Below are 16,165 nucleotides of genomic sequence, written 5' to 3' on the forward strand. Positions count from 1 at the left end.
TTTCCGCTCTTTTCCATGATCCCGGTGATCCATTCAAAAAAGCCTGCGAATCCTTCTGCGTCATTTGTGAACACATAGGCCTTCTTTGAATACTCCATCCCTCTCCAGTCAAATGCTCTGGCATAGTGCTTTTCGCTGCCTACATCGATCCCGACAATTATTTTTTCTTCTCCTACTTGCAAAATCTTTTCATTTTGTGTATAATACATATAGAGGACACCTTTCTGTAGTTTGTATTACTAACTTTCGCATCGTCAGTATTTACATTCTACACTGAGGTGTTCTTTTTTGCAACCCCTTGATTTGTTTGGTTACAGGAAGCTCCATTAAATATAATAACAATAAAAAAATGTTATAAATCCCTCGTTTTTTGTATTATACAACGAAATTTGTATTTTGTCAATTTATGTAATCGATTAACAATTTAAATAATTTAAGTATTTTGAGTAAAAATTAATTGAATATAATTGCAATTCACAAAGTTAGCAGTGAATCTCAAATGTTCCGTACAGAACATTTGTTTCTTTGCGATTAACGCCCTGAAATACAAGGTCAGAAGTTTGGTTACTTGAGCTTAATGTAATTTGATAGTTTCATATAGTTATATCATTGAGTAAATATTTCATCGCTGAGATGTATACTCATAATGAAGAAATGTCTGGCGGGATTTGTTGGGATAGTCGGATATTGACTGTGGTCGGTAGATTGCAAGTTTTCGCACATCGTTCCTTGGGTCGAGAAATCAACTAACAGCGACTGGGTTGTACGTGAAGAACTGCCATTGATTTCAGACACGACAAAATTATTCTGCGAATAGTTTGTGCGGCGGCATACGGTCGCACACTTTGGTATACGTTGGCTTGCAAGCATTCACCACTCACTCCTCGGGTTGAGAAATCAACGAGCTATCGCCGTTGATTTCGGGCGCGGCAATATTTTTACGGACATAGAAAGAGCGTGGACGATTGTATTGTCCACGCTCGGATTTTTGTAGCGGTGACTGCGTCGACCGCGTGCCGCGCCCTTTTGACATGGTCGGTAGTTTGTTTTTCTCTTATAGGTCGCTGTGCATTTTGGTTTCGTGCCTTGATGCGAGGGCTCTGCCCTTAACAGTCAGCGTTGCTGACTGTGGCTCCTCGCAAGCCTTTCGCGAAAGGCTTGAGCCAAAGCTCCCTTCCTTGGCATATTTCTCGAGCTTGCTTTGTAAAAATAATCTCCCATCGGTCGCATTGACCAATGGAAGATCATTTACTTATTTTTCTTCGTGTTTTGCCGAAATAAATATATTCCAGAACCGTGTCTCATAATGAGCGCATTTTTCAAATATTTCGCAGAGCTTTTCTTCCTCCGCATGGGAGATATCTTTCGCCACGCGGTCAAGAATATCTATCCAGCGCTGATTTGCTTCACTATATTCTTCTGATGTGTACGCGCTGAACCAATCGGTATAAGGTGAGCTTTCAAGCTTTTCACCGTACCTGTCAGCAACTTTCCGTGCGATGTAGGCATAGCTCCATGAGCACTGTAAGAGGGCTGTAATGCCGTAGATAAGGCTCTCTTTTGCTTTGTCCATCATATAGGTCAGGTACTCTTCGCTGTCAGGAGCTTTTTCAGTGCTGCTTATTTCTTCATCGGTTATGCCGAGAACTTTCATGTTCGGCACATGGACGGTGTCTTTTTCAAAGCGGGTGCTGTCTGCTGCTTTTTTCAGGAAGTTCGCAACTTCGGCATCCTCTGCCTGTTCTCGCATAAATTCGAGTATACCGATATAGTCGATCAGGTAGCAGTGATCCTGAAGCATATATGCGCGGTATTTTTCTTCATCGAGAGTTCCCTCAGCCATGGCGGAAACGAAATAGTTTTCAGATTCCTTGTCCCATAGGGGCTTGGCTCTTTCATATAATTTTTCGGATAATTTCGACATTTTGACCCCTTATTTTTCAGCGATTATCGCAACATATCCGCCGCTCTTGTAGCCATCGGAAACTTCCTCGGGCTCTTCGTTGGTGTACATGGGGTTCTTAACGAGGGTCTGGTAGAATGAGAATTTTGTTATACCCAGCTCTTTCAGAACGCCTATCTTCTCTTCGGTGGAGTGCCATACACCGGAAGAAGCCAGTTCGATGGGGTAGGGGAGACCGGGCATTGTGCCCTTGAGGTACTCGTGGTCGTAAGTTCCAAGGCTCTTTCCGAGGAGATACATAAAGCCGAATGCGCTCTCCTTGGGTACATCGAGGAGTATCAGCTTGCCGCCGTCTTTCAGGGCTGCAAGGCTCTTTTTGTAAACAGGTGTGAGGTCTTCCATATAGCTGGAGCTTCCGTTGAAATAGATGATATCATACTTGTTTTCGGGCAGGTCGATGTCTTCGATAAGTCCGTAGCATATAACGTTAACACCGCGCTTTTCTGCTATCTGACCCATATCCTTTGAGGGTTCGATACCCTCGATACCCGAATTGTCGATGAAACTTTCAAACAGACCGCTTCCGCAGCCTACGGACAGAAGCTTCTTGCCCGATATATCGCCGAGAACTTTTTTGAAGAGTCTCAGTTCGCTCTCAAAAAGGTTTGAATTTTCTTTGAACCAGTAATCGTACTGATCTGCATAACCGTCGAATTTCTGCTTGATGTTTTCCATTTTTCTTTCCTCCGTGTGATCTTAATTCAATATAAATGCGTGATCCATAGGACCGCTGCCTTTTCCGAGATCCAGCTGTGCCGCAAGTGCTCCCGAAATGTAGTTCTTAGCCTTTTCTACAGCATTTTCAAGGCTTTCGCCCTTGGCAAGATTTGCAGCTATGGCACTTGAAAGTGTACAGCCTGTGCCGTGGGTGTTGGGATTATCGATCCTTTTGCCCCTGAACCACTTTGCGCCGTTTTCATTGTAAAGCAGGTCATTGGCATCGCTGATGCGGTGTCCGCCCTTGCAGAGAACTGCACAGCCGAATTTTTCATAGATAAGCTTTGCGGCAGCCACCATTTCATCTTCGCAGGTGATCTTCATATCAGCGAGAACTTCTGCTTCGGGGATATTCGGGGTGATGACGCAGGCAATTGGAAGAAGGCTTTTTTTCAGTTCTTCGATGGCACTGTCGTCTATCAGCTTTGCGCCGCTGGTAGCCACCATAACGGGATCGACAACTATATTTTTAGCTTTGTACTTTTCAAGACTTTCCGCGATCACACGGATAAGGCTGACTGATGAAACCATGCCGATCTTTACAGCGTCTGGGAAGATATCCTCGAAGATAGCCTCCAGCTGCTGCTGTAAAAATTCGGGAGTGGATTCGAGTATCCCTGTTACGCCTGTAGTATTCTGGGCAGTAAGTGCGGTGATAGCGCTCATGGCGTATACACCGTTCATGGTCATTGTTTTCAGATCAGCCTGAATACCGGCGCCTCCGCTGCAGTCGCTTCCTGCAACGGTCAATGCTGTTTTCTTTTTCATTATCATAACTCCTTTCAGGTTTCAGATAAAGCATTGTTTTATATAGTAAAATACATTAGAAATTGCGCTTTGTGAACGAGTAAAAGTTGGATATATGCTTTTGCGAAGTTCGCAAATCTGCAATTTCAATGTTGTTTACTATATGCGGCATAAGGTGGTGCCCCCGATATGCCGCCGTATACGTGATAATGCGACCGCATATTTTCGTATCGGTTTGTATGCTTTCGTATACGTGATAATGCGACCGTATATTTTCGTATCGGTTTGTATACTTTCGTATACCCGATGATACGACCGTTTATTATCTTACCATTTCCTCGGATAATTTTCTGAGTTCACGGCACTCGCTTTCGATATCCTCAGCGGAGAATATGGCGCTGACAAGTGCTACGCCGTCAACGTTTGTGCCTTTTAGCTTATGGATATTGCCCTTGCCGATGCCTCCGATGGCAACCACAGGGATATCCACCGCATCACATATATCGCGCAGGGTATCCATTGGCAGTACACTTGCATCAGCCTTTGTGGATGTTGAGAACATCGCGCCTACACCGAGACAGTCTGCACCTGCGGCAACAGCTTCAAGAGCTTCGTCTACGGTATGCACGGACACACCTATCATCATATCATCGCCAACACGCTCGCGGACTTTAGCGGCAGCCATATCCTCCTGACCAACGTGGATACCGTCGGCTTTGCATTTTACGGCTACGTCCACGTTATCATTTATGAAGAAGGGTACACCGTACTTTTTGCAGAGGGAGGAAATCTCGATTGCTTCGGCGAGAAAATCTTCGTCGGAAAGCTCCTTTTCACGAAGCTGAACACAGGTCACGCCACCTTTAAGGGCGAGCTCCACCTGCTGATAAAGGGTCATATCTCCCAGCCAAGCTCTGTCTGTAACAGCGTAGAGCAGCATCATATTTTTATCGCACTTCATATTTTGCTCCTTTCTCCAGCGCCTCGGGAGTCATGTTGTATATTGCATCGATGATGTAGTTTCTGTATGTGGAGTTGCCATCCTTGTCGGAAAGCCTCTCGTGTGCAACTTCACCAGCATATCCCATAGTGCATACTGCGGCTACAACGGCTTCAAGAGGGTTATCGGGATTGGCGGTGATGAAAGCAGTGGTCATGGCTGAAAGCTGACAGCCTGTGCCTGTTATTGAAGACATCATGGGATGACCGTTGCGGATAACATAGGCTTTTTCGGCATCGGATACGATATCGATAGCCCCTGTAATGGCAATGACCGCACCTGTTTTTTCAGCGAGTTTCTTGGTGAAAGCTATTACGCTGTCAAGATTTTCCTCGGTGACTTTATCTGCGGCATCTGCATCAACGCCTTTGGTAGTACCGCCTACGGAAGCAAGGGTCTTTATCTCGGAGATATTGCCGCGTATGCAGGTGAATTTTATCTCATCCAGAAGCTTGCAGGCAGTCTCAGTCCTGAGTTTTGATGCGCCCGCACCCACAGGGTCAAGAAGAACAGGGTGTCCAAGTTCATTTGCCTTTTTGCCCGCAAGGAACATCGAGGGTATAGTGTTATGGTTCAGCGTGCCTATATTGATATTCAGACCGCCGCAGATAGCGGTTATCTCGGCTGCTTCGCCCTCATCGTCTGCCATGATGGGAGAAGCCCCGCAGGCGAGAATGATATTTGCGCAGTCATTGACTGTGACGTAGTTTGTGATATTATGTATCAGCGGACATTTTTTTCTGACATTTTCCAGCATAGTCCCCAGCATAATGATACCTCCTGAATTAATTCTAGGTGCGGATATAGGCACAAAAAAAGGCGGTACCTGTTTGATACCTCCTGTAAAAAATCGCTTTATGACTTCCTACAGCGGCATTATCCGCATTAGGTCTAAGGGTTCTCAGCCCAATGATATGAGCTTCCCTTTATATATAACATTATTATTATACCGCTATCCGAAGGAAAAGTCAACACATTTGTATTAACAATGATATTTGATACACGTTCACGTTTTTTAGTTTACCGTATTGAAAAGAAAGGATGATTATGGTATAATCGATAATGTAAGTAAGGGAAGATATCATTTGTACTTGACGCAGTTTGTATATAGAGGTAGAAATCAATTATGAGTAAGTTCAGGATACCTAAGATCAATTCCATTCATTTTGGGGCGGCATGGATAGTATTATCTTTGGTCGTCGGGTTACTGCTGCCTGCTGTTATCAGGATAATTACAGGTGTTTTCTATTGGAAAATGAGTATTATCGGGGGAGTTATCCTTTTAGGATTTATCATAGTATTCTGCATTGAAATGAAACAGGATCATGGCAAGAATCCTTACTACGAGCGATACCTCAGCGAAGACATACCATTTGACCCCGATAAACAGACAGCTGTGATAAAATGCAGTATCTGTACAGGTGAGCAGATAGCAGGTTTCAAGAATAAAGAAGACGGTCATTTCACTGAGGTAATGCTGATAAGAGATGCTGATGATCTGGCAAAGTTTAAAGAAATATACAAAATTGAAGAGATAAAAAAGGTATACTGAGAAACTGGTCGTTTCATGCATAGCGTATGTGTGAAAATGTTGCACGGTGTCTTTACTTTTGAGTTGAAGTATGGTATAATACGAATTAATAAATGAAGGATATATGATACTACTGAAAGGAGTAAGTTATGAGCGCTACTATAAAGGACGTTGCAAGAGAAGCTGGTGTCTCGGTGGCTACGGTCTCAAGGGTACTCAACGGAAGCTGTAATGTATCTGAGGATTCGACTGCCAGAGTGAATGACGCTATCAAGAAACTGCATTATTCTCCTAATTTTCTCGGCAGAAACCTGAGAAAATGTGAGACCAACGTTATCCTATGCATAATGCCAACCTCGGAACACTCGCTGTATTCAAAGATAGTTACGGGTATGCAGAGGTATGCTTCAAAGCTCGGTTATGATATAATCACTGCGGTATCGGACAACACTGCTACAGCTGAAGCACGTCAGATGAATATGCTTTTCAACAGGACGGTGGATGGTGTGGTACTGCTTGGCACGATGTACGATGCGGATTCGCTGAACCGCCTTGCACAGAATTACGATATCGCGCTGTGCTGTGAGGGTGTGCCGGGGGCTGATGTGCTGACGGTGGCTGTTGACGATGAGAGCGGCGCTTTTGATGCTGTTACCGCACTTATCGAAAAGGGTCACAGGGATATCGCTTTTCTGGGAACGAAATCCGAGGCTATATCATCTACCGCTCGTGAGAACGGCTACAAGATGGCTCTTGAAAAAGCGGGTATACCCTTCCGTGAGGAGCTTGTCTACCGCGACAGCTACGAATACAACTGCGGCACGGATGCTATGGATTATTTTGCAAATCTGGATAAAATGCCTACTGCTGTATTTGCGGTATCCGACCTGCTGGCTATCGCTGTGATACACCGTGCGTCTGAACTGGGTTTAACGGCAGGTAAGGATATCTCGGTCATGGGATTCGATAATATCACAATGTGCGAGATGATGCTGCCTACTGTTTCGACTGTTGAACAGCCATGTTTCAAGATGGGTGAGCTTGTCATTGAGAAGCTTATAGAGAATATCCATTCCACCGAAAAGGACAACAATTATTATACCGTTGATCACAAGGTTATCATGAGACAGTCCACTGGAGATAAGTAAATGATAAAGGCACTTCTGTTGCGGAACAGAAGTGCCTTTTTGCGTGTGCGCTTAGATTTTACTGGTGGTCAGCTCTGTCCTTTGGACATGAGTTTCCAGATCGGCAAGCCTTGTGGGAATGGGGATGTGGCTCTCCTTGTCGGTGAGGGCAAGGGCGAGTTTGCAGGCTGTATCAAGGCTGATATTGTTGCCGACGGACAGGAAAACAGGTTTCACACCTGTGTGAGTTCTCAGTGCTCTGCCGTAGACCTCTCCGCCTATTACGATATCGGTGAAGCTTCCGCTTTCGGGGGCGGGCTCGGTGTAATCCGTCTTTTTATCGACGCGGAAGTAAGTCTTTGCTATGCCGAATGTGGGTCTGTCAAGGTAAAATGAAGCGTGTGAAGCTATGCCCATATGTCTTGGGTGAAGATATCCGTTGCCGTCGAAGACATAGATATTGGGGATATTTTCAAGCAGCTTCACAGTCTCAAGTATCAGCGGAAGTTCCCTGAAAGCGAGAAATCCAGGCATATAGGGAACGTCTATCTTACCGCTGAAATGCTTTTTTTCCATGACTTCATGTGTATTGAAATCAATGACCACGATACAGCAGACTGCCTGTTCATCGTCATTTTCATCTTTCCAGTAAGCGAGGTCGATGCCTGCAACGGTCTTGATGTTATTGACATCGAAGCTGTCGGTGCATGATATCTTACTGCTGAGGTCTTCCTGTATGGCGCGGAATTTTTCCTGCATCTGTTCTGTATCTTCGGACATTTGGTTCACTCGCTTTCTTTAGAAAAAATATGCATTTATTTTTGCTGTATCTTTTTGAGGTCGATCATTATCCCCACCTTGGCAAGAAGCTTCACCGCGGTTTCGGTATCAACAGGGAAGATATGGCTTTTGCCTGTCTGACGCTCGCTTTCAAAGTGCAGGAGCTGAATGAAATTCTCGGAAAAATCCTCTTCGGAATACAGCATACCCATGATGTAGCTGTTTTTTATCGCATAGTAATTCACGGGCTTAAGGCGCATCAGCGCTTTGCAGTCCGTTTTCATTTCAGCGCACAGCCTGTCAAAATCGTCATCGACGAAATTTATCTTGCGGCATTTCATCTTTTCCACCCGCTTTTTCAGCGGCGGGTCGTTATCCGCAGACTTTTTTCTGAAAAGTGAGAACATCGGTCACCTCTTATTTTTTGAGAAGCCTTTCCAGAAGCACCTTGCGGCACTCGTCTTCAAGCTTATCGTTTATGGGGGCTGGAGTGTATGCACTGCCTGTTTTTCTGGTCATGCAGTAGGAGATGATGTGGTCTGCAAGCTTGGGATTCTTCGAGAGAAGTGGTCCGTGCAGGTAGGTGGCGGTGACATTTTTCTCGGTGTAGCCCTCGATACTGCTTGCAAATTCGTTGCCGTTGCCCGCAAGGACTTTTCCGAAAGGTGAAGTGACGTTTGTGGTCTGTCCGCCGTGATTTTCAAAGCCGATGACCTTGTAGTTCTCATCGCCGAGTTTTGTCTCAACCACGATATTACCGATGCATCTTTCGCGCTTATTTGTAGAAGCCACTGTGTAATAATCGAAGAGACCCAGACCCGGTATTTTTTTGCCGTTTGAATCCTTGTAATACTGACCCATCAGCTGATAGCCGCCGCATATCATCAGGAAGTATACACCGCTTTCGTATGCCTTGCGTATATCATCTTTAAGTGCGAGAAGATCATCGGCGAGAAGCTGCTGTTCAAAGTCGGCGCCGCCGCCGAGGTAGACTATATCCACACTGGAAAAATCGGTGTTTTTATCGCCCAGGTCATGCTTGAAGACTTCTGTCTCGATTCCCCGCATCCTGCAGCGGTAGGAAAGTATCTCAACATTTCCGCTGTCGCCGTAAAGGTCAAGCATTGCGGGATACATATGAAGAATTTTCAGTTTATCCATCAGCCCTGACCTCCTTTTACTTTCTCATTATAGCGCTTGATAGCGGCGCGTGTGGGCTGAATCGCGGTATAGTTCGCGATGGCATATTTGAAGCCCTTGTTTTTGAAGAATTCTATCATTGCATAGTCGAGGTCGGGCTTGACAACAATTTTATCGGGGTCATATCCCGAGCACTTTATTCTTATGGCGATATCGTATGCTCTTGTGCCGCTGGTGACAACTCTCGAAACGTCGTTGAATATGGAGAAATTGATATCCCATATCCATGAAACGTCATGACCGTCAGCGAGGTTATCGTTGAGGACGAAAAGCAGTTCCTTTTCGCCCTTGTGCTCGTTCATAACTCTCAGGGTCATATTTGCGCCTACGGGGTTCTTGGCAAGATTTACCAGGAGTTCACTGCCGTCAACGCTGAATTTTTCAAGTCTGCCGTTGTTGACTTCAAATTTCTCAAAGGTCTCGTGGAGGACTTTTTTATCGAAATTATAAAGGTTTGCAGCGGTATAAACAGCCGCCAGATTGTAGACGTAGTATATGCTGTTATGGCTTATCTTGTACTCCTCGCCCTCGAATTCAACAGAGGGGACATCCAGCTTTACATTCTTAGCGGTGATATAAGGCTTTACATCGCCAAAGCCGCATTTGGGACATTTGAACTTGCCCACGTGTGAGTACTGATAGTAGTCATATACCAGCTCGGTGCCGCATTTTGGGCAGAATTTGCCCTCGCCCACTTCGTAGGGCTTATCAGTTGCGCCTGCGTAGCGGTCAACGCTGAAATAGTAGATGTTCTTGTTGTTGAGGTTTGCAAGACCAAGTCTTGAAACATTGGGGTCGTCGGCATTGAGGACAACGTTGCCCTCGTAAGTCTCCAGAAATTTCTTGACTTTGAGTATCAGTGTTTCGACTTCGCCGTTTCTGTCAAGCTGGTCGCGGAAGAAATTCAAAAGTACCAGAGTTTCAAGCTTCATCTTGGAGAATATAACGGGAACGTGGCTCTCATCTATCTCCAGAACAAGATAATCTGCCTTTACCCTGCCTTTCATATCGCAGTTGTTCAGCAGTAGTGAGGTTATGCCTGTGTCAAGGTTATTGCCCTGTTTATTTGTGATTATCTTCTTGCCTGTGCTTTCAAAAATGTGGTTGAGGTAGTTTGTAACGGATGTCTTTCCGTTAGTGCCTGTGACTGCGATTATGGGGCAGTCAACCTTGAAGGCTTTAAGGCAGTCTTTATTCAGCTCCCATAGTACAAGACCCGGAGCGTTGCCCGCGTCCTTGCCCAGTAGGTGAAGCGTTTTTACCATTAATTTGCCGAACCAGATGGTCAGCGTATTTTTTAAACTCATATCATCTCTCCGTAATTTATCTTTTAAAGTATCCCGCTGAGATATTTTTCAAAAACGGGACGTATAGGCGGGGATATCATATCAAGGGATATTTCCTCGGGGCGGAAAAAACACAGTTCTTCGATCTCCTCTTCCTGCCTTTTGAGTTCGCCGTGATATTTTTTGCAGATATAGATTATCTCCACATTTGATACTTCGTCACCGTTGGGGTAGACGTAGTGCGCTTCTTTTCCCGAGTTGATGAAGAAGAATTCAAGTTCATCGGCGATGATGCCTGTTTCCTCGAAAAGCTCACGCTTTGCGCAGTCTTCCACCTTTTCATCGATCTCCACCGAACCGCCAGCGTAGCCCCACAGGTGATTGTCGGTGCGTCTGCCAAGGAGTAGTCTGCCCTCGCTGTCAACGCATATCACGCTGCCTGCGCACTGTATCAAAGTTCTGTGACCCACAAGCCTGCGCATATCGGAAATATATCCGCTCATAGTATACCTCCGCAGAAATAGTACGGCAATATCATTCGCGTACAGCTGTGAACTACGCCGTCTTTGAATCCTGCCGAAATCTGCTGTACACTTGACGACAGGACACCATTATTAATAATATAACAATTCTAAGGAAATGTCAATAGCGAAAATCGCTCAAAAAATCCAGAGTTGTGAGCCTGTTTGTCTGCTGATGTAAAATATGGGCGGTCATAATCCTTGTCCGCCTGAATAGATTTATAGTAGCTCTCTGCTTTGCTGAGTGCGGCGATGTTTGCCAAAATATCAGCAGGCGGAGAAAACGGAAAAATGTCTTGACGATGAAAGGAAGATGGAGATGTACGGGATATTGGATAAGAAGCTGGAATGTCCTGCGGTGGATGATGAAGTGCTTGGGCTGTCCTCGGCGGAGGCGGCACAGCGGATTGAAACGGATGGCAGGAACATACTTGGCGGAAAACGGCACAAGGGTGCGATGAAGATATTTCTGGGGCAGTTTCATGATGTGATGGTTATGATACTTCTTGGGGCTACGGCGGTATCGGTGCTTATGGGGCAGTATACTGACGCTGTGCCCATAATCGCGGTGGTGGTGATAAACGCCCTGCTGGGATTTATCCAGGAGTACCGATGCGAGAAAACTCTGGAAAAGCTTGAAGCAATGACTTCGCCCACAGCCCGCGTTTACCGTGATGGTGTGCTTAAAACTCTGCCTGCGGAGATGCTTGCAGTGGGGGATGTTTTCACCCTTGAAGCAGGTGATAAAGTCCCTGCGGATGGCTACATAATCAGCGCTAAAATGCTATGCTGTGATGAATCCGTTCTCACGGGAGAAGCGGAGCCTGTGTGCAAGCGGTTGCGGTCGGATGAAGTGGATTTTTCTTCGCTTAACAAGGCTTATATGGCATACATGGGTACGGTGGTGACGAAAGGAAGCGGTGCAGTCAGGGTTACTGCGACAGGCAGACGCACGCAAATGGGCAGAGTGTCGGTGATGCTGGACAGTATCGATGAAGATCTGACCCCCTTACAGAAAAAGCTGGCGGAGCTTGGGCGTACTCTGGCGGTGATATGCATCGTTATATGCTTTATAGTTTTCATTGCGGGTCTTCTGCGGGGCGAACCACTTTTTGATATGGCGATGACAGGCATAACTGTGGCTATCGCGGCTATCCCCGAGGGACTTCCCGCGGCGGTGACAATAGCACTTTCTCTGGCTGTAAGGAAGATGCTCAGGCGGAATGCACTGGTACACAAGCTTCACTCGGTGGAAACTCTGGGGTGCGCTACTGTGATATGCACGGACAAGACAGGCACTGTCACACAGAACAAGATGAAAGTCACGGCAGTATCCGATGGCGTGGGGAATGTTTTTGATGCGGCAGGATTGTCGGCTGAGATACCCGATACTATTAAAGAGCTGATGGTCTGTGGAGCGCTGTGTTCAAATGCTCGGGTGGAGGAAAATACGAGATCTTTGCTGAAAGCGAAGAAAAATTCAGCTCGGTTCACGGCAGAGGGCGACCCTACGGAATGTGCCATAGCTTTAGCGGCGGCAGAGTTTGGTATACTTTCGGATGCGGTCGCATACACTCGCACCGATGAGATACCATTTGACAGCGAGAGCCGTTCTATGACAGTGATATGCCGTGGGGCTGGCGGAAATATGGTATCATTCAAAAAGGGAAGTCCCGATGTGATAATCGGCGAGTGTACCGTGGTGCTGACGGCGGCGGGTGTGAAGCCTTTCGGCAGTGCTGAAAAGCTAGCTGTAATGCGTGTGGGTGACAGATTTGCGGCTGAGGGTCTGCGGGTGCTGGCGTTTTGCCGTATACTGGACGGAAACACTGTTTTTCTTGGGCTGATGGGTATGCAGGACCCGCCAAGACCTGAAGCGGCAAAGGCTGTTCGTCAGTGCGGCAGGGCAGGCATCAGGACGGTGATGATAACAGGCGACCACAAGCTTACTGCGGCGGCGATAGCACGTCAGGTGGGGATATTGAAACAGGGAAGTCTTGTGCTGACAGGCAGTGAGCTTGACGAAATGAGCGATGAACGTCTTGCGGAAGTCATTGAAAACTGTTCGGTATTTGCGCGGGTGACACCTGCCCATAAGCTGAGGATAGTCAGGGCTTTCAAGGCGAAAGGACACATCTGTGCCATGACAGGTGACGGCGTTAACGATGCACCTGCGGTGAAAGAGGCAGATATCGGCGTATCTATGGGGATACAGGGCACGGAAGTCACAAAGCAGGCGGCGGATATGATACTTCTTGATGATAATTTTGCCACCCTTGTGAACGCTGTTGAAGACGGCAGGACTATCTATTCTAATATTCGCAAATTCGTGAGATACATGATTTCAAGCAATATCGGCGAGGTGGTTACGATGTTCGGCGGACTGCTGATGGGTCTGCCAATGGTGATGCTGCCTGTGCAGATACTTCTGTTGAACCTTGTGACGGATAGTCTGCCCGCGGTAGCACTGGGGCTTGAACCTCCCGAAAAGACTGTGATGGAGAAGATGCCCCGCCGTGAGAACGACAGCTTTTTCAGCGGTGGTCTGCTGTGGCGTATGCTGATAAGGGGCATACTTATCGGTATATGCACTCTCGGGACGTTCTCGGTTCTGCTTAAAGCGGGGGCGGCGCTCCCATTGGCGAGGACAGGTGCGCTTATCACGCTGGTGCTTAGTCAGCTGATACACGTTTTTGAATGTAAATCTGAGGAAAAGACTCTGTTCTCGGTGCCATTCTTCAACAACTCTTTTCTGCTCTTCGCGGTGACGGCTTCGGCGGCGGTGCTGTTTGCGGGGATATACGTCCCTGTGCTGGCGAAGATATTCAGCACGGCGGTGCCTGATATCAGGTGTCTTGCTGTGTCGGTGGGCTTTGCTTTTCTGGTGCCTGTGCTGTCGGGGCTGGTGTCCTCGGCTAAAAGATTCGGCAGACGTAAGACCTTTGATATTCCCGCAAAGGGTTAGAAAATATTCGCATAAATATAGCCCTCAAGCATTTTGGTGCTTGGGGGCTTATTGTTATTTCATGGGTCGGTGGAAATTATTCTCACCCTAAGTGAAGATACGGATCATCCAGCCCCTGTTCAACATCGCGAACAGCTTTTTCCCAGAGGTCGAGCCTTTTGCGGGCTTCCATATCTTTAAGTATCTCGCCTATCTCATCGATATAGCCGATATCCAGATATATCCTTAGAAACTGCATACCGATCATGTATGCATCATCAGGGTCGGATACCTGTTCGACTGCATCATCCCAATCATATTCGTGGGCAGGGTCGGCTGTACTGCCATCAGGCAGCCAGCTCATCGCCCCAAGCAATCCGCCCAGCCAATCGTGTTCTTCGGAATTCCATATATTATCGAGATATCTGAAAAATGTGCGGTAGGCTTTTATGTTTTTCATCGGCGTGCTCCTTAGTTGATTTATGGATATATTATATCCGAGCGAGGACAAAATGTCAATAGAAAAGCCACAGTATTTCCAATGGCTGTGGAAATCTGTGGCTTGTTTTTTATGCTCTTTCAACCTTCATCAGATTGGTGGTGCCGCTCATTCCGAGAGGTACGCCTGCGGTGATGACTACAAGGTCGCCCTCTTTGAGGTAGCCCTTTTCAAGTGCGACTTTGATAGCGCGGGAGATAAGCTCGTCGGTGTTGTCCATTTCCTCCACAAGACCCGGCAGAAGTCCCCATGACATATTCATCTGGTGACAGGTAACAGGGTCGGTGGTCAGACCGATTATGGGGCAGTCAGGTCTGTACTTGGAGAGGATACGCGCGGTGGCACCGCTCTTGGTAACTGTCAGCACAGCTGCCGCTTTAAGGTCGTGGGCGGTGGTAACTGTTGCGTGGCAGATAGCATCGGTGATGCTGGGGTGGTCGATATCGTCACGCTTCTGGAAACGGCGGACGTAGTCGATATCACCCTCGGTAGTCTCGGCGATAAGGCTCATGGTCTTTACGACCTCAACAGGGTATTTGCCCGCAGCAGTCTCGCCTGAGAGCATTATTGCGGAAGTGCCGTCATAGATGGCGTTTGCAACGTCGGTTATCTCGGCACGGGTAGGTCTTGGATTGTTTATCATTGATTCCAGCATCTGTGTGGCTGTGATGACCTGCTTGCCCGCGTTGTAAGCCTTGTGGATAAGCTCTTTCTGTATCGCAGGGATCTTTTCAAAAGGTATCTCAACGCCCATATCGCCTCTTGCTACCATTATGCCGTCAGCGGCTTCAAGTATCTCATCGATATTCTCAACGCCCTCGGCATTCTCTATCTTAGCGATTATCCTGGGGTTGAACCAGCCGAGGCTCTGGGTGAATTTTCTAAGGTATGTGACATCTGCACCTGTTCTTACGAAAGAAGCTGCGATGAAATCGAAGCCCATCTTTGCGCCAAAAGCAAGATCAGCCATATCAGCATCGGAGATATAGGGCATTGAAAGCTTCACACCGGGAACGTTGATGCCCTTATGGTCTGATACTACACCGCCGTGGATTATCTCGCACTGGATATCGGTGGAGTCTATCTTGATGGCTTTCAGTTCGATAACACCGTCATTTATCAGTATCCTTGTACCTGTGCTGATATCCTGAGGGAGTTTCGGGAAAGTGATGGAGCAGATGGTCTCATCGCCTTCAACATCTCTGGTGGTAAGTGTAAACATATCACCGTCATTGATGGTTACGGGCTTGTGGTCTTTGAAATCCTTCAGCCTTATCTCGGGACCCTTGGTATCCATCAGTGTTGCGATGTTGAGACCCATTTCGTCACGCAGACGGGTAATTGTCTCAAATCTCTGCTGATGAACGGAATGTTCAGAGTGGGAGAAGTTGAAACGGGCAACATCCATGCCGTTTTTCATCATATCCCTGAGGATATTCTCATCATCTGTTGCGGGACCTATGGTGCATACTATTTTGGTTTTGCGCATAATATCAGACTCCTGTTTAAATAAGCAAACGTCCCGTAAAGCGGGAGTTTTAGGACAATTGTACGAGCGCCGCTGAGATTTAATACTTGCATAAAAACTTATCTGCGGCAGGTTTATCAATATCAGTTTAAATTATACTACATCAAAAATTGCTTGTCAAGTTCATTTTTGGCAAACCTTAAGCACAGATTGACAAATAATTGTCAAATTCCACGAAATACAAAAATATGCTTGACAATAGTGTGAAAAAATGTCATAATATATTTATTGTATGTGACCTTAGTGTTACTGACAGCGTGATTTTTTGCGGGTGTTGAGATAATAATATAGTACGACATCCGAAAGATAGAGAACGGGGGTA

15 protein-coding genes and 1 pseudogene are annotated in these 16,165 nt (G+C 46.6%); 3 read left to right on the forward strand and 13 right to left on the reverse strand.

The features are described 5' to 3' along the window. The 6 genes and pseudogenes from BM265_RS13995 to thiM all read right to left on the reverse strand — a co-directional run. Positions 1–209 (reverse strand): annotated as a pseudogene (locus BM265_RS13995) (IS110 family transposase); the annotation flags it as partial. Between the two features lie 1,043 nt (positions 210–1,252). Then, on the reverse strand, positions 1,253–1,924 hold the full coding sequence (locus tag BM265_RS14000; protein ID WP_074962487.1) for a thiaminase II/PqqC family protein: 672 nt from the start codon (positions 1,922–1,924) through the stop codon (positions 1,253–1,255). A 9-nt stretch (positions 1,925–1,933) separates the two neighbouring features. After that, positions 1,934–2,638 carry a class I SAM-dependent DNA methyltransferase gene (locus tag BM265_RS14005; RefSeq protein WP_074828919.1) on the reverse strand — a complete coding sequence of 235 codons (705 nt, stop codon included), beginning with the start codon at positions 2,636–2,638 and terminating at the stop codon, positions 1,934–1,936. A gap of 21 nt (positions 2,639–2,659) precedes the next feature. Then, positions 2,660–3,448: a bifunctional hydroxymethylpyrimidine kinase/phosphomethylpyrimidine kinase gene (gene thiD, locus BM265_RS14010; RefSeq protein WP_074962489.1), complete on the reverse strand. Its 789-nt coding sequence runs from the start codon at positions 3,446–3,448 to the stop codon at positions 2,660–2,662. Positions 3,449–3,749: 301 nt separating this feature from the next. Then, entirely contained in the window at positions 3,750–4,388 is a 639-nt protein-coding gene (gene thiE / locus BM265_RS14015; RefSeq protein WP_074962491.1) for a thiamine phosphate synthase, read from the reverse strand. Beyond that, the gene (gene thiM / locus BM265_RS14020) at positions 4,375–5,196 is read right to left on the reverse strand and encodes a hydroxyethylthiazole kinase (RefSeq protein WP_074962492.1); all 822 of its coding nucleotides are present in this window, start codon (positions 5,194–5,196) and stop codon (positions 4,375–4,377) included. Before thiM ends, thiE begins: the two co-directional genes overlap by 14 nt. Before the next feature lie 357 nt (positions 5,197–5,553). Here thiM and BM265_RS21025 point away from each other — a divergent pair, with 357 nt between their 5' ends. Further along, entirely contained in the window at positions 5,554–5,979 is a 426-nt protein-coding gene (locus BM265_RS21025) for a hypothetical protein (protein WP_347500956.1), read from the forward strand. 128 nt (positions 5,980–6,107) lie between these two features. Continuing rightward, positions 6,108–7,106 (forward strand): LacI family DNA-binding transcriptional regulator, encoded by a 999-nt coding sequence (locus BM265_RS14030; protein WP_074962496.1) that lies wholly within the window; start codon positions 6,108–6,110, stop codon positions 7,104–7,106. 51 nt (positions 7,107–7,157) lie between these two features. Here BM265_RS14030 and BM265_RS14035 read toward each other — a convergent pair whose 3' ends face one another. From BM265_RS14035 to BM265_RS14055, 5 genes are read right to left on the reverse strand one after another with little or no spacing between them, the layout of a single operon-like run. Continuing rightward, a complete protein-coding gene (locus tag BM265_RS14035; RefSeq protein ID WP_074962500.1) occupies positions 7,158–7,865 on the reverse strand; it encodes an endonuclease V in 708 nt (235 codons plus the stop codon). A 35-nt stretch (positions 7,866–7,900) separates the two neighbouring features. Continuing rightward, positions 7,901–8,272 (reverse strand): hypothetical protein, encoded by a 372-nt coding sequence (locus BM265_RS20745; protein WP_242940856.1) that lies wholly within the window; start codon positions 8,270–8,272, stop codon positions 7,901–7,903. Between the two features lie 10 nt (positions 8,273–8,282). After that, positions 8,283–9,026, reverse strand: a complete 744-nt coding sequence (locus BM265_RS14045; RefSeq protein WP_074962502.1) for a type 1 glutamine amidotransferase — start codon at positions 9,024–9,026, stop codon at positions 8,283–8,285. Then, positions 9,026–10,372, reverse strand: a complete 1,347-nt coding sequence (locus BM265_RS14050) for a MurT ligase domain-containing protein (protein WP_074962503.1) — start codon at positions 10,370–10,372, stop codon at positions 9,026–9,028. Before BM265_RS14050 ends, BM265_RS14045 begins: the two co-directional genes overlap by 1 nt. A 23-nt stretch (positions 10,373–10,395) precedes the next feature. Further along, complete coding sequence (locus tag BM265_RS14055) at positions 10,396–10,854, reverse strand: NUDIX hydrolase (RefSeq protein ID WP_074962504.1); 459 nt, start codon at positions 10,852–10,854, stop codon at positions 10,396–10,398. A 274-nt stretch (positions 10,855–11,128) separates the two neighbouring features. Between BM265_RS14055 and BM265_RS14060 the strand changes: the two genes are divergently transcribed. Next, positions 11,129–13,837, forward strand: a complete 2,709-nt coding sequence (locus BM265_RS14060) for a cation-translocating P-type ATPase (protein ID WP_242940857.1) — start codon at positions 11,129–11,131, stop codon at positions 13,835–13,837. An 82-nt stretch (positions 13,838–13,919) separates the two neighbouring features. On the opposite strand, the gene BM265_RS14065 is transcribed toward BM265_RS14060, so the two are convergent. Continuing rightward, a complete protein-coding gene (locus tag BM265_RS14065) occupies positions 13,920–14,276 on the reverse strand; it encodes a hypothetical protein (RefSeq protein WP_074962506.1) in 357 nt (118 codons plus the stop codon). A gap of 109 nt (positions 14,277–14,385) precedes the next feature. Then, positions 14,386–15,804 (reverse strand): pyruvate kinase, encoded by a 1,419-nt coding sequence (gene pyk / locus BM265_RS14070; protein ID WP_074962508.1) that lies wholly within the window; start codon positions 15,802–15,804, stop codon positions 14,386–14,388. Positions 15,805–16,165: the final 361 nt, after the last annotated feature.

Origin of the sequence: Hominimerdicola alba (assembly GCF_900112155.1) — a bacterium.
Lineage (GTDB): Bacteria > Bacillota > Clostridia > Oscillospirales > Ruminococcaceae > Hominimerdicola > Hominimerdicola alba_D.